8 protein-coding genes and 2 pseudogenes are annotated in these 14,982 nt (G+C 43.5%); 2 read left to right on the top strand and 8 right to left on the bottom strand.

The features are described from left to right. Positions 1-92: 92 nt before the first annotated feature. Positions 93-300 (top strand): annotated as a pseudogene (locus V7K41_RS00620) (IS5/IS1182 family transposase); the annotation flags it as partial. Positions 301-331: 31 nt separating this feature from the next. Then, positions 332-466 (top strand): hypothetical protein, encoded by a 135-nt coding sequence (locus V7K41_RS00615; protein WP_334845236.1) that lies wholly within the window; start codon positions 332-334, stop codon positions 464-466. Between the two features lie 66 nt (positions 467-532). On the opposite strand, the gene V7K41_RS00610 is transcribed toward V7K41_RS00615, so the two are convergent. From V7K41_RS00610 to V7K41_RS00575, 8 genes and pseudogenes are all read right to left on the bottom strand, one after another. After that, the gene (locus V7K41_RS00610; protein WP_334845235.1) at positions 533-1,504 is read right to left on the bottom strand and encodes a TauD/TfdA family dioxygenase; all 972 of its coding nucleotides are present in this window, start codon (positions 1,502-1,504) and stop codon (positions 533-535) included. An 84-nt stretch (positions 1,505-1,588) separates the two neighbouring features. Further along, a complete protein-coding gene (locus V7K41_RS00605) occupies positions 1,589-5,806 on the bottom strand; it encodes an amino acid adenylation domain-containing protein (RefSeq protein ID WP_334845234.1) in 4,218 nt (1,405 codons plus the stop codon). Next, positions 5,803-11,967, bottom strand: a complete 6,165-nt coding sequence (locus V7K41_RS00600; RefSeq protein WP_334845233.1) for an amino acid adenylation domain-containing protein — start codon at positions 11,965-11,967, stop codon at positions 5,803-5,805. The genes V7K41_RS00605 and V7K41_RS00600 overlap by 4 nt, the downstream gene beginning before the upstream one ends. A gap of 277 nt (positions 11,968-12,244) precedes the next feature. Further along, a pseudogene (locus V7K41_RS00595) lies at positions 12,245-13,138 on the bottom strand (DUF4231 domain-containing protein). Between the two features lie 137 nt (positions 13,139-13,275). Next, positions 13,276-13,446, bottom strand: coding sequence for a pentapeptide repeat-containing protein (locus tag V7K41_RS00590; protein ID WP_334845232.1), 171 nt, complete (start codon positions 13,444-13,446; stop codon positions 13,276-13,278). A gap of 26 nt (positions 13,447-13,472) precedes the next feature. Beyond that, complete coding sequence (gene cysC, locus V7K41_RS00585; RefSeq protein ID WP_334845231.1) at positions 13,473-14,024, bottom strand: adenylyl-sulfate kinase; 552 nt, start codon at positions 14,022-14,024, stop codon at positions 13,473-13,475. 54 nt (positions 14,025-14,078) lie between these two features. Then, positions 14,079-14,447: a hypothetical protein gene (locus V7K41_RS00580; RefSeq protein WP_334845230.1), complete on the bottom strand. Its 369-nt coding sequence runs from the start codon at positions 14,445-14,447 to the stop codon at positions 14,079-14,081. 190 nt (positions 14,448-14,637) lie between these two features. Continuing rightward, entirely contained in the window at positions 14,638-14,838 is a 201-nt protein-coding gene (locus V7K41_RS00575) for a hypothetical protein (RefSeq protein WP_334845229.1), read from the bottom strand. Between the last annotated feature and the right edge of the window lie 144 nt (positions 14,839-14,982).

Below are 14,982 nucleotides of genomic sequence, written 5' to 3'. Positions count from 1 at the left end.
TCTTAAATGATGGAGAGCTTATTATTAAATGGGGAAGAAAAATAAAAAATAAGGGAAATGCTGTTTGTGCAAATTAAAAGCACAACAGCTTAGAAGGAGTCAGATGGCGCGCGCTACCTGGAGATTTTCCGGCTTGGCAGACTTATACGTACTTCCGGAATTGGCGTAAAGATGGAACTTGGCTCTTAATTCATGACGGCCTCAGAGAGTGGGAACGCAAACGAACATCAACGTCATCCAAGCCCATCCGAGGCAATAATTGACAGTCAAAGTGTAAAAAGTGCAGCAACGGTGAGCCAGTATTCACCAAGACTGTATTTAAATTTTATGTATGCAGCAAAACCCACATCTTTTAGCGATCGCTTACATTTGTGATGACCCAAAGGAAAAAATGGATAAAGTCGAGCTAAGAGCCTATCCGAAAACCTTTGCAGCACGTAAAGTAATGAATGCACAGGCTAAGTGAAGCGTAATTTACCAACTCAGGCTCTATTAATTATTTTTTCGATGTTGGTATGGCAATAAGAGGTTATCAGAAATGGGACATAGAAACCAAAATTTTCCGGGAACCAACAAACGGCATTCGTCCGTGACAAACTAACATGTTATCTATCATTAGTACGTCACCCTCCTGCCAAGGAAAAACAACAGTTTGTTGACAAGTAGCTTCTCTAATCTCATCGAGCATTGAAACATTAAATGGAGTATTGTCACCAAAGCAAGCATATTGAGGGAGTTCCTCTTCGTTACCCTCAAAACAAAACATCATAGCTTCGTATATATTTTTAGGAAGAGTAGATGGATGAAATTGCTCGGCTTGATTAAACCAAACTTGTTCACCAGTATGAGGATGAATTGCAATAGCAGGGCGAATTTGGCTTATTCGCAATACACCATTCTTCTTCCACTCAAAATCCATACCAGCTTTTCTATTATACTCTTCTACTAGGGAGCTATCTGAGGTTTTAAAAGAATCTTGCCATGAAACTCCCACTCCATCTCCACTATGTAAATTGCGGATATACTTCACTTGTTTAATTGTGAATTTTTCAACGAGCTTTGGGTTAAGACTTTTTAGGATTTGACGACTATCAGCAATCGGTGTTTCTCCGCCCTCCTTAGGCGCAGTAATACAGCAAAAATAGAGTTTGTTTGGCCATTGGCTAGAGTAGGATAACTCATTATGCAAACTAATGAAGTATTCAGCCGGATATTCAGTTGAAGTATAAATACTAGTAGCTAGCTTGGTTCTGGGAGAATTTCCATCAACATAATCCATTAAATTACCTGAAACAGATTTAACAAATGTTTCAAAAGCCAAGATTGTGTTTACACCAAAGCCTCGAAAAAGAATTGCTCCGTGTTTCAGCAATTTTTTTTCTACAAGTTCACTATTATCTCTATACCATGAAAGGAGATTGTCAATATTAGACGATTCACGTTCTGTGTCAGGTTCTACTAGTAAGGGGAGATTGTGATTTAAGTCGAGAATTCCTATTTTCATAATGATTGAGCTTCTTTAGTCAAATGAAGGAGCTTGGTTTTTTATCCCAAGAGTCTCCACTTAAAGTACCACTTACTAAGCCAATTACGTCTGTGCTTGCTCCAGGCAAGAGAGAAGTTGTGCGCCTAACACCTGTACGTGCGGCTGTAGCATCATGGTCATATGATTCCCTGGAACAACATGAATGTCTATAGTAGAAGAAAACTTTCTCCAGCCCAAGGCAGGTTCTTTTAATCTCTGTGTCAACTCCTCTGTATCACTCTCAAATACATCAACCTCGCTAGCACGGAAAAGAGTAATTGGAGTCTGTTGCACCCCCGAAGGCAAATAAACACGATAAGCTTTCAGGGACTCCTTGTAAACTTGTACCAGACCCCGGACTGAGGTTATTCCTGCTTCTTTTGGCAACAAGTTGACCCGTCTCAACCGTTCTTTGAGATAGTGCAATTGCTCCACAGCGGTAAGAGAAGCGAGAGTTTCTTGGGATACCTCCAAGTTTTTGGAGCACATATATCCAATGTAGTTGGCAAAATCAGTCAGATAAGCGGCGTCATCCTCATCAATACCTTTCGACTCCTTACCACCAATTGGCGCAAAAGCGTCAATCATCGCAAGCAGAGCCACTTCATGCCCCTGTTTGTGCAACTGAGTCGCCATTTCAAAGGCAACTACACCTCCAAAAGAATGTCCACCCAGCAAGTAGGGACCAGTAGGCTGAACGGTTTGTATTGCTTCAATATAGTAGGAAGCTATTTCTTCCAACTGTGTAAAAGGCTCTGATTCCCCATCCAATCCCCGTGCTTGCAGACCGTAGAAAGGTTGGCTTGAGCCAAGGTGACGCGCTAGCTCATATAAATAAATCACATTTCCACCAACTCCAGGCACACAGAAAAAAGGTCGCTTGTCGCTGCCAGACTGAATTGCTACCAAAGGAGACCAAGGCAAGGAATGAGTTTTGGATCTCAGACAACTAGCTAGCTGTTCAATAGTCGGGCTAGAGAAAAGCGTTGCTATGGGCAGATTTTTTCTAAAGTGCCGCGAAATTTGAGCCATTAAGAGCACAGCTAAAAGAGAATGACCTCCCAAGGTAAAGAAGTTATCCTTCACTCCAACAGTGGGAAGCTTCAAAACCTCTGACCAAATTTGCTGTAGTTGCTGTTCAACTGTGTCACGGGGGGGGACAAAGCCGATTGAGTCACTTAGTTCCGTATCTGGTGCCTTCAAAGCGCGACGGTCTACCTTACCATTGGGGGTGAGAGGTAAAGAAGAAAGCATCATAAAGGCTCTTGGCACCATATAGTCGGGTAGTTTTTGTTTGAGGAAGTGCCGCAGTTTACTGGTGGCGGGAGGTTTATGGTTGGGAACAACATAAGCTACCAGTCGTTTGTTATCTGGTTGATCCTCCCAAGCTAAAACTACTGTCTCCCGTACCTCTGGGTGTTGAGCTAGCGCTGCTTCGATTTCTCCGAGTTCGATACGGAAGCCGCGAATCTTCACCTGACGATCCAGCCGACCGAGGAATTCGATGTTACCGTCACTTAGGTAACGAGCCTTGTCGCCGGTTTTGTAGAGGCGGGTATTTATTATATCATTAAATGGGTTAATGAATTTTTCATCTGTCAAGTCCGGGCGGTTAAGGTAGCCGCGTGCTAAGGAAGCACCGCCAATGTGTAGTTCACCAGGGACGCCGATAGGAACTGGTTGCTGATGGCGGTCAAGAATATAAACTTGTGTGTTGGCGATGGGACGACCGATAGGAACAGTTTTAGAGTTATAATTGGCTTGCTTGTTCTCGACAGGATAGGTAAGTACGCCAACAGTGGTTTCTGTCGGTCCATAGTGGTTGAGAATCCGACAGTTCGGGGCGTATTGCTGAATTTTTTCAATTTCTACCCAACTTGCCGCTTCACCACCTAAGACTAGACATTGGCGTGGCAGGATAGAGTTGGACGCTGAGGACGCCAAGAGGGTAGCAAGGTGGGCGGGGGTAATTTTGAGACAGTCGATAGGATGGTACTGAAAGTACTCAGCTAAGGCTTTGGGGTCAGTGGCTCGCTCTTGGGATACGATATGCAGACAGCCCCCCGTACACAAAGCTGGGAAAATTACCGTGTTGCCTAAGTCGGCGGCGAAGGTGGAAACGGTTGCGAAACTGGCACTGGTTGGCAGTTGCAGTTTGTCTAAGATGGCGTGCAGGTAGTTCATGATTTGCCGATGCTCAATCGCAACGCCTTTAGGTTGACCTGTAGAACCAGAGGTATAGAGGACGTAGGCTAAGTTTTCCGGTATCACTTCGCTGTTTGGATTTGCATCGGATTGTTGGGCTATTAGTTCCCAGTCTGCGTCCAAGTACAATACAGTCTGCACGGGAGCCGACTCACGTTTGAGGAGTCCCTTTTGCGTCAACAGGATTGGGACTTGAGCATCAATCAACCGGAAGGCTAAACTTTCTTGAGGTAATGCCGGATCCAGGGGTAGGTAGGCTCCACCTGCTTTGAGGATGCCAAACAGGCTCACCACCATCTCGATGGAGCGCTCTACGCAGATGCCCACCAGCACTTCTGGCCCCACACCCAGAGTTTTTAAGTGATGTGCTAGCTGATTTGCTCGTTGGTTCAGCTCGCAGTAGGTCAACTGTTTATCTTCAAACACCACTGCAATTGCAGAAGGCTCACGCTCCACAACAGCCTCAAACAACTGGTGTACGCACGCAGTCGGGAATGCCGCAAAGGTGTTGTTCCACTCTATTAGTAACTGCTGCTGTTCTTGCTCCCTCAGCAAAGGTAAATCTGATAGCTGCCGAGTCGGATTGCTGACAATTTCCTCCAGCAGAGTTTGGAAATGTCCTGCCATGCGAGCGATAGTGGTGGCATCAAACAGATCGCTATTGTATTCCCATTGCCCAATTAGTCCGGTGGCAGTATTCTCTAAAGATAAAATCAAATCAAACTTCGCTGTGGTAGTTTCTACGGCTAATGGACTTACAGTTAAGCCTGCCATTTGTATCTGGGGTATAGGCATATCAAGGATAAAAATCACCTGTACTAGCGGTGTGTAGCTCAAGTCACGCGCTGGCTGCAACTCCTCTACTAACTTCTCAAACGGTACGTCTTGATTGGCATAAGCTCCCAACGCTACATCCCGAACTCTTGAGAGTACATCCTCAAAATTTGGATTTCCCGACAAACTAGTGCGTAGCACCAGCCTATTGACGAAAAATCCAATCAATCCCTCAAGCTCAGGGCGTGAACGGTTAGCGTGCGGCGTACCTACACAGATATCAGTTTGCCCTGTATAATAGTAAAGAAATGTTTGAAACGCTGCTAATAGCGTCATAAACAAAGTAACTTTTCGCCGCTGACTTAAACTCATCAGCGCTAGAGTTAGCTCAATAGAGAGTGCAAATCTTTGGTGCGCCCCTTTATATGTTTGAATTGAAGGTCGCACGCGATCAGTTGGCAATTCCAATAAAGCTGGCGCACCCTCAAGTTGTTGCTTCCAATAAGCTAGTTGGGACTCAAGGACTTCTCCTTGCAGCCACTGCCGCTGCCAAACAGCAAAGTCTTTGTACTGAATCGGTAGCTCTGGTAGTTCTGGGAACAAGTTATTGCAGAATGCTGAGTAAATGGTTGCTAACTCTCGTACAAGTAACCCCAATGACCGACCATCGAAGATAATGTGATGTATTATTAGCAGCAAGACGTGTTCTACTTCCGTTAGCTTGAACACATATGTTCGGACTAAAGGAGAGCTAGCGAGGTTAAAGGGTCGTTGGACTTCTGCGGTTGCTAATTGCTGGAGAGAGATTTCTCTTTCGCTTTCAGGTATATCTCTCAGGTCTACCACAGGCACACTCAAGGTTAAGCTTTCAGCAATTACCTGAACGAGCTGTCCATCAACCGTTACGAAGTTGGTACGTAAAGCTGAGTGGCGAGCAATAATTTTGTTGAGGCTTTTCTCTAGTGCCACGACGTTTAGAGAACCATGAAGTCGCAGAGCTATTGGTTCGTTGTAGAAAGGGTTATTTGGCTGTAACTGGGTCAATAACCACAGTTGCTCCTGGGGAAAAGATAGAGGTAAGTCGCGATCTCGCGAGACTCTTACAAGGGGTAGTTCAGCATCACGTCGGTCCACGTTGCTCTGGTGCAGCAACTTTACAACTTCTGCCTTGTGCAATGCCAGCTCGTCACGTAGCTCTAGTGTTAGTGCCCCTTTTGGAGCACGATAGCGCAACTGGCCATCCTCAGTCCACAACTTTACACCCCGCTGGGCGAGTTCAGCTAAAAATTGATTAAGGTTCACAGAGAGCCTTCCTCCATATCGTCATCGAGTTCAGTAGATAGGGAGGCTGATGTAATTATCTCTGCCAAGGCTAATTGCGAGAGTATTAGCTCTGCTAGTTGGGCAATGCTCGCACCTTCCATGATTTTGATTACAGGCAAGTTCACCCCCATCTCGTTATTGATCCAATTCCTCAGCTCAATCGCCTTTAAAGAGTCAAATCCCAAATTGGTTAGCGACTCAAGCATATCCAGCTTGGCGGCAGAAAATCTCAGTACCTTTGCTACTTGTTCTCTAAGGCGAGACTCTAATAGCTGTTGACGCTCTACTGCCTGGTAAGATACCAGGGTGTTGTGGAGGAAATCTCCTCTGTCTTGTGTAAGGACTCTTGACTGACCGTGCAATCCCTGAATTTCTCCACTAAAATCAGTATAAAACCAATTATCCCAAGATTCCTGTGGGATGCCTAGCATGGCTTCACGGCGGACAACCTTAAGTTGCACGCCTTCTAAAACAGCAATTAGCTCCCCAGAAAAAGCGAACAGATATAAATCAGCGCTTAGGAGTTGTTGGCGTTCGCGCTCTTCCTCTACCCGCACCCGAGCATAACTCCACATGGAGACGCTTGGACGACCGCAAAGGATCAGGCGTTCTAAGCCTACTGGTACATAGTTATTTTGTTTGTTTTTATCAAAGGAAATTGTTTTTAAAACTTGTAAACAGGTGTTTAACAATACTGGGTGTAGCCAGTATTCCCCTACTTCTGAGACTAATTCTGACGGCAGTCTTATCTTGCCTAGAGCTTCTCGTTCATGCTGCCAGATTTGTTCAAGTCCCTGGAAGCTGGAACCATAATCCATTCCTTGCTGTTGTAACCGTTGATACAAACTTTCGGGGGGAATCTCTTGGGTGCATCGCTGTTGTAAGGCAGCTAAATCTACCTGCTGTGCTACCGATTCTTTTTCGTTAATAAGTAATTTGCCTGAAACATGGAGCGTCCAAGATGTTTTTTCATTAATTTTATCTGCTGCGGATGCTAAACTATATATCTCAAAGGAATAAATACTAGATTCCTTAGGGATCAAAATTACCTGAACAGTCTTGACTTCATCCTTTGGTAGTATCAGCGCTTTAGCTATGACCACATCCTGCAAACAAAGATTACTGGTCTTCGCAACAATTGCTCCAGCGGCCATTGCCATTTCTAAGTAAGCCGTTTCTGGCAAAATCGTTGTTTCATAGACGCGATGCTCTTTCATCCAAGCTGGGAAGTTTTGGCTAATCTGTGACTGGAAGCGAATCTCAGCTGTTCCTGGCAAGTCTAACTGTTGACCTAGCAGGGGATTTTGGCTTTGACTACTTACACCTTTGAGATCGGTAAGGGCTGTAAGTTTGTTTTCAAAAGCAGTCGCCTCTATCCAATAGCGTTGTCGCTGCCAAGGATAGGTGGGTAGTTGCAGGCGATGCCGAGTATAGTCCTGGTCAAAACCCAACCAGTTTACTGGGACTCCACGCACATATAATTGTGCCAAACTACTTAATAGCTGCTGCCAATCTTCTTGTCCTAGTCGCAAAGAAGGCAACCACAGTTGGTTATTTTCAGGCAGGCAGGCGCAACCCATTCCCAACAAGGTGGGTTTGGGTCCGAGTTCTACGAAGACCTCTATCCCTTGCTGTTGTAGGGTTTCCATACTAGCGGCAAATCGAACTTGCTCTCTCAGGTGACGACACCAATACTGGGGAGTGGCAATTTCCTCAGTTGCCAACTCCCCTGTCAGATTGGAAATCAGTTTCACTAGGGGTGCAGCAAATTTTACTTGTCGAGCTACTTGCTCAAATTCTGCCACCATTGGCTCAATCAGTGGAGAATGGAAAGCATGGGAGACGTTTAATTTCTTGGTCTTGATTCCAGCCGCTTCCAAGGAGACACAGAGAGTGTTAATTGCCTCACGCCGACCGGAAATTACAAGGCTTTGGGGTCCGTTAATGGCAGCAATTGAAACCTCTTCAGCATAAGGTTGGATGGCTGCTAGTGCCTGCGCTTCATCGGTTAACAGCGCTACCATCTCCCCATTAGGGGGCAGGGCTTGCATTAAACGCCCCCGTGCGGCGATCAATTTCAAGCCATCTTCCAAGCTGAATACTCCTGCACAATGTGCAGCTATATATTCCCCGACACTATGACCCATTACTACATCGGGTTCTATGCCCCAAGATTTCCACAACTGAAACAGAGCATATTCCAGGGCAAATAAGGCGGGTTGGGTATAAGCTGTCTCGTTGATGAGGGATTTAGTCTGTAGAAGATTCTCTCCTTCTTGATAGGAATACAGTACCTCCAGCAGGGGTTTGTCCAAATAGGGACGCAAAATTTGAGCGCAATGGTCTAGAGCAGCGCGAAAGGTAGGTTGGGTTTCGTAGAGTTGCCTTCCCATGCCTACATACTGCGACCCCTGACCCGTAAACAGGAAGGCGATGCGCTCTTTTTGAGTCGGTAACGCGATTGCGTCAAGCGTACCGACTGACGATATTATGTTTTCCGATTCTGTTGGTAGGGGACTGTTGTTCTTTGTACCATTCGGTACAGAAGTCGTCTGTTGCCCGAAACTCCTCAGTTGAGAGCCAAGCTGCTCAAGATATCTAGCCGTGACTGCCAAACGATGGTTAAAGTGCTTGCGTCCTGCGTTAGCTGTGAAACAAATATCTGCCAGGGAGGCATCTGCATTGGACTTGAGATAAACTACATAATTCTGTGCCAACTCCTCCAGAGCCTTTTGGGACTTTGCCGATAATGTCAAAATATGCAACGTTCGGTCATTTTTGACCCCTTCGGGGTTCGCCAGTCGGTCTTGGGGGTTTTCCCCAAGACCGCGCTGGTTCACTTTTGACTTTTGACTTTTGACTTGTTCTGGTGCTTCTTCCAAAACTACATGACAATTGGTTCCCCCCATCCCAAAAGCATTAACTCCTGCACGTCTTGGAGTTCCATTAACTCTCCATTCAGAGAGGGACGTATTAACGTAAAAAGGGCTTTCTGCAAAATCAATGTTGGGATTAGGTTGTCTAAAATGCAGGCTGGGCGGTATAAGTTTATGTTTGAGAACAAGTATGGTTTTAAGTAACCCTGCTATACCTGCTGCTTCACATATATGTCCGATATTAGTCTTGACCGAGCCGATTGCACAAAAACCGCTTTTCCCAGTAGTTTCGCGAAAAGCTTTGGTTAGGGCTGCGATTTCAATGGGATCTCCTAGAATGGTTCCAGTTCCGTGGGCTTCTACATAAGTGACTGTGCTAGCGTCAACTTCCGCGATCGCCATTGCTTTGGAGATTGCAGCTGCTTGACCTTCCACGCTAGGAGCCATATAGCTGACTTTCAGGGTACCATCGTTGTTAATGGCTGACCCTTTGATGACAGCTTGGATGCAGTCTCCATCTGCGATCGCTTGATGCAGCAACTTCAGGACAACGATTCCACCTCCATTACCGAATACAGTTCCTCTGGCTTGTGCATCAAAGGCTCTACAATGTCCGTCTGGAGACCAAATCATCTCCTCTTGGTACAGATATCCTGTCTTTTGCGGAACGCAGACGTTAAAGCCTCCCGCTATTGCCATGTCACATTCACCGTTGAGTAAACTCTGGCGAGCCATGTGAACCACTACCAGTCCTGTTGAACAAGCACTTTGAACATTAACACTCGGTCCAGTTAAATTGAGCTTGTAAGAAAGCCGCGTAGGCATATAATCTTTCTCATTCCCAAGCCTAATCTGCATTTGGTCGGGTGATGTTAAGTAGTTGCGAGACCGAGAAAAGCCTTGGTTGGGATGAACGTTGTTAACTAAGTAAGTATTCATCCCCGAATTGGCGTAAACTCCTATCGAACCCTGATATGTTTCTGGGTTGTAGCCAGCACTCTCAAGGGCTTCCCAAGCACATTCTAAAAAAATCCGTTGTTGCGGGTCCATGATTTCGGCTTCTTTAGGGCTGTAGCCGAAGAAGGAAGCGTCAAACTCTTCGATCTTTGGCAAAACAGCGCCTGCTTTTACATAGTTAGGATTAGAGAGCAAAGTCGGGTCAGTTTGCTCCAATTCTTCATCAGAAAAAAAGGAAATTGATTCCACTCCATCTCGGAGGTTCTGCCAAAACGCATCAAGATCCATAGCTCCTGGAAAGCGACCTGATATACCGATAATGGCAATATCTGATTCTCTAATACCGAACTGCCTTTGTTGCTGTATTGAAGATTGATGGTCAAATTTACTGCTTTGCTGAAGCTTAACAGTAAAGGCTTCTGAGTTAGTTTTATTTAAATGTTGAGCTAAAGTACGAATAGTGGGGTATTGAAACAGCGCCACAACTGATAGTTCGGTCTCTAAGCTTTCGAGCAATTGGTTATGAACTTGGAGGAGGAGCAAAGAATCACCGCCTAACTCAAAAAAGTGGTCATCAATTCCTACCACATTTAATTGCAGTACTTCCCGCCATACTTGAGCAATGATTTTTTCGGCATCCGATTGGGGCAAGACAATATCTGTTGACAACTCAGGTCTAGACCTTTCGGGAGTTGGCAAAGCGCGGCGATCCACCTTCCCGCTGGGGGTTACGGGAAAAGCCTCCAGTACCACAAAGGCGCTGGGCACCATGTACTCAGGCAAACGTGCTTTTAGATAGCTCCGCAGCGGGGGTACTAGCTCAGTAATCGAGTTTGGCTGTCGCAATACCTGTTCGCTTTGCACTTGTGCCTCTTCGTTCTGCTCCTGAGGAGGGCTTTCTTGAAACCCCGCTACGATGTAGGCTACCAGACGTTTATCACCGGGTACATCCTCACGAGCCAAGACTACAACTTGTCGAACTGCTGGATATGCCGCAATCGCTACCTCAATTTCTCCAAGTTCGATGCGGAAGCCGCGAATCTTGATCTGATTGTCGATGCGATCGAGAAACTCGATGTTGCCGTCACTTAAGTAGCGTGCTTTATCTCCAGTTTTGTACAAGCGCTCACCTGGTTCATTGCTAAAGGGATTGGGGATAAATTTTTCATCAGTTAAATCAGGACGGTTGAGGTAGCCCCGCGCCAGTCCATCACCACCGATGTACAATTCTCCGGGAACACCTATCGGTACAGGCTGCTTCTGAGCATCCAGCAGAAAACAGTACGTATTGGAGATAGGGAGACCAATGGGAATGGTTTTTGCCCCTTCTGGAACATCTTGTACCAAGTACCAGGTAGTGAATGTTGTACTTTCTGTAGGTCCATAAACATGCAACAGTCGCTGGGGAGCGCCTTTGTTTATTACTTCAAGCACCCAGGAAGGGTCAACCGCTTCACCACCAAACAGTAGATATCGTAGAGAACTAAATGCTTGCGGTACAAAACTAGCTAATTGATTGAATAAAGCTGTGGTTAAAAATAAGACGCTCACCTCGTGTTCGCGTATATTGATAGCAAATTCTTGAGGTGAAAGCAATACAGATTGAGTGATAATGATTAGCTTGGCTCCGTTAAGCAATGCTCCCCAAATCTCGAAAGTGGCGGCATCAAAAGCAATATTTGCAGCTTGAGCAACGCGATCGCTAGGTGTTAACTGTATGTAGTTGGTGTTTAAGACCAGTCGATTTACAGCCCGATGAGTGACGGCTACTCCCTTGGGTGTTCCTGTAGAACCAGAGGTGTAAATTACATAGGATAGGTTTTCAGTACTGACTGTGCTGTTGAGATTCTCTTGGTTTGCAAGGGATATGCTCTGCCAGTCTGTGTCTAAGCAGAGTACACGTACCTGATGTTTGGGAAGAGATTCTACTAATTTCTCTTGAGTCAATAAGACTGATAGCTGAGTATCAAAGAGCATGAAACTTAAGCGCTCAGTTGGATACTTTGGGTCAAGTGGTACATACGCTCCACCAGCTTTGAGGATGCCAAGCAATCCCACTACCATTTCGAGCGAGCGCTCTACACAAATCCCCACTAAAACTTCTGGTCCCACGCCCAGAGTTTTTAAGTGATGTGCCAGACAGTTTGCCTGTTGATTTAGCTCTCGGTAGGTCAACTGTTTATCTTCAAAAACCACCGCAATGGCATTTGGCGTTCGCTCCACTTGCGTTTCAAATAGCTGATGGATACATTTATATTTCTGTTGAATTAGACTACTGTGGCTGTTTCCTGGTGTATCAACATTCATAATTTTTCCTCTTTCGGGAATGTGACAGAGCTTTTGTTGGATTTACTGTTACTACCAGTATGCGGGTAAGAAATACGAAGGCTTTAAATTTTCAGATATATAGGTTTAACAAAAGATTTTGAATCATATTATGAGTGTTTGAACCATGTTATGAGAAGATTAAGCGCAAAGACGCAAATAAGAGTGTAAAAATAACAATTTTTAAAGCACAGTATATTAAATTTTTTGATATTTGTATAGATTTTTTAACTAACTATAACTATTACTCATATTTCAGTTAAAATTTATTTTTTAATTCAGTTTGCTCTTGTTTTAACTCATCAGATAAAGATAATTCTGCCTTCTCTGTCTTCTCTGATTGTTGTTCAGGGGCTTGTTGTTGTAGTTGATTGAGATGAATATTATTAACTTGAGTAATAAAGTATTCTAATGCTTGCCTTGCCTTCTGTTGCTGTTGAGTTTCGTCAGATACATCATAACAACGGTAAGGAGGAGTTACTCCTAATATAAACTTTTCTTACTCTGCTTCCAACAATTCAACTGCTGTATTAGCAGCAATCGAATTCTTCTGAAAAGGAAAAGAGGTCACTATACTAGCTACTATAGAAGCAATAGCTGGGCAGAGAACATGTAGCCACTTGAGCCATGCTTGTCCTGCTTCTAATTTGTCTACTAATACTAAAATTGGTGTGACTCCTGATAAAATAACTGTTGCAATTTGCAACCCATAATAAAGGTTCCTGGCTGAACTCCGAACTTTTTTATAATCATCAACTAAATCTTGGCAGTATTGTAAAGCTTTCCCTCTTGTCAAAGCTGCTGTATCTTTATTTCCAGAATTATTATTTAACAGATAAGTATACAGTTGGGCTTTTCTAGTAATCTCGGACTGATTAATAGATTTTTTAACTTCCTGAACTAACTGCCTATTAATTAACAATAAAAAAAAAGAAACAGTTAAAGATATGACTCCACTAGTTACAACTGTTTTATCTGAGGAATAAAAAATAATAAAAATCCCAGCGGAGAAAAAAGCTGCTAGCAATAAATATTCAATTACTTTTAAGTTGAATAGCTTTTTTGAATTTGCTTTTAACGAAAAGTTTTCATTAATATCTGAAAATCCTTGTTTATTTTGCTGCTCAATATGAGCTAATTCTGAAGTAGTCATTTTACTTAATCAAGTGATAATGTAGTAAATTGTAGTAAATACATTTGTTTCGATTTCATAAGTGAGTAAAAGTAACTCTTTTACTCGCCTTAGCTCTGAAATAAATTCAGAAGGGTTTATCCAAAGCTATACAAATTTTACTTAATAGCTTCTTCAATGTTGGCTCCCTTAAGTTTAGCATCCTCAAAGTTAGAACCCTTGACTTTCACGCCTTTTAGATTAGCTCCATACAAAGTAGCATCTTGAAGATCAGCTTCATATAAAACTGCTCCTGTTAGATCAGCTTTTTGTAAATATTTCATTGCCATAGTTTCTACAAAAGTAATAGTTAAAGTTATTTCGTAAGAAGCTCTAAAGCACAGATTAAGTTTTGCTGTTCTAAATAATCAAGCACTTGCTTAACACATTGCTCAGGAGTGAACTTATCAGTTTGACAGATAATCTCTGGATTTAATGGTTCTTCATAAGGGTCAGAGATGCCAGTAAAATGCTTAATTTCTCCTGCTTTTGCTTTGGCGTAAAGCCCCTTCACATCACGGAATTCACAAACTGCAAGTGGAGCCTGAACATAAACTTCGACAAAATTAGTAGAAGTTTTTTTGAGTTGTTCTCGAACTTCACGGTAGGGGCTAATTGCTGCAACAATTGCAATTACGCCATTGCAACTGAGTAATTGGGCCACAAAGCCAATACGACGCACATTTGTATCTCGGTCTTGTTTGCTAAAACCCAATGCTGCACAAAGATGGGTGCGAACTACATCACCATCTAGCACTTCTACTAAGCAATTTCTTTTTTGAAGTTCTTGGGCTACACTGTGAGCGATCGTTGTTTTTCCAGCACCACTTAAGCCTGTCAGCCAGAGAATTGCACCAAATTGTCTCATATTTCATTTCAAATTAACTTTTTTGTTTAGTTGATTTTTTCGACTTAGAGCCATTTAAAGAGCTAGACTACTACTGGTTGGAGTCTCCCAGAAAGATAAACCCTCATATTGAGCAAATAAATCAGGGGGTAAAACAGTTGCACGAGGTTGAAACTCGACTTTGGAGCGCACCTGATGCAGTCCATCTGTATTTAAGCGGCGGTCAAATTCGTTGGCTTCGTATTCCACGTTGATAAAGTCATGCTCGAAGGGTTCTTCTCCTAGAAATTGATAAATCAGCGATAAGGTTTTATCAGGAGCTTGGCTTAAAATATTGTAGTCTATTAAGAGTAAAGATTCGCTATATTCACTGTAGAAAGCTTCCTTGAGAGCGTTATAAGCAAACCCAACTAACCTACCCGATTGACAGGGTGGCCGCATCATGTCAATAAGACTAATCTATTGAGAATAGACTCAAAAATAATCTCATTAATCCCTACTTATTGACAAAGATTTTAGCGATCGCTTTGAGCCTTGGAAAATAAATCAAGCCAGAAATACTCATTTTTCGTTGGGTCTTAATCTTGGTCGCGATCAAGAGTACTTTAGATGCGTTTGCCCTGACCCGATTGACTTAAAGCTTCGGTGCGGGTGTAAACGGTAAAACGTTCACCAGGATTATTGAATAAACGCGAGACATCAAATAATATTTAAGGTAGTTATTTAGACTTTGTGCAGCACTTTCGCTGTAAAAACACCATCGTTGCTTATTTCGCTTACCAATTACCTGAAACTTCCGATTTTGAATATCTACACCGTCTAAATCTAACGTCAATATTTCCGCGATTCTAGCGGGACTTAAACAAAATTTAAGAGCTAAAAAGAGTAAGCTGTTGCGCCTACAATTTGCATATAATAAAGATGAATATAACTTCGGGTACAGGTTGTTATGCCTGCTATTGGCTTTCTAAGCTTAGAA

Origin of the sequence: Nostoc sp. (assembly GCF_036917415.1) — a bacterium.
In the GTDB taxonomy this organism is placed as follows: Bacteria; Cyanobacteriota; Cyanobacteriia; order Cyanobacteriales; family Nostocaceae; genus Nostoc.
Note: the sequence above shows the minus strand (reverse complement) of the source record. Positions and strands in the feature narration are given on the sequence as shown.

Excerpts from the sequence above, each read along its gene's own strand:
- V7K41_RS00615 (WP_334845236.1), top strand. The coding sequence starts at position 332 with ATGCAGCAAAACCCACATCTTTTAGCGATCGCTTACATTTGTGATGAC.
- V7K41_RS00590 (WP_334845232.1), bottom strand. The coding sequence starts at position 13,446 with ATGGCAATGAAATATTTACAAAAAGCTGATCTAACAGGAGCAGTTTTA.
- V7K41_RS00600 (WP_334845233.1), bottom strand. The coding sequence starts at position 11,967 with ATGAATGTTGATACACCAGGAAACAGCCACAGTAGTCTAATTCAACAG.
- V7K41_RS00610 (WP_334845235.1), bottom strand. The coding sequence starts at position 1,504 with ATGAAAATAGGAATTCTCGACTTAAATCACAATCTCCCCTTACTAGTA.
- V7K41_RS00580 (WP_334845230.1), bottom strand. The coding sequence starts at position 14,447 with ATGATGCGGCCACCCTGTCAATCGGGTAGGTTAGTTGGGTTTGCTTAT.
- cysC (WP_334845231.1), bottom strand. The coding sequence starts at position 14,024 with ATGAGACAATTTGGTGCAATTCTCTGGCTGACAGGCTTAAGTGGTGCT.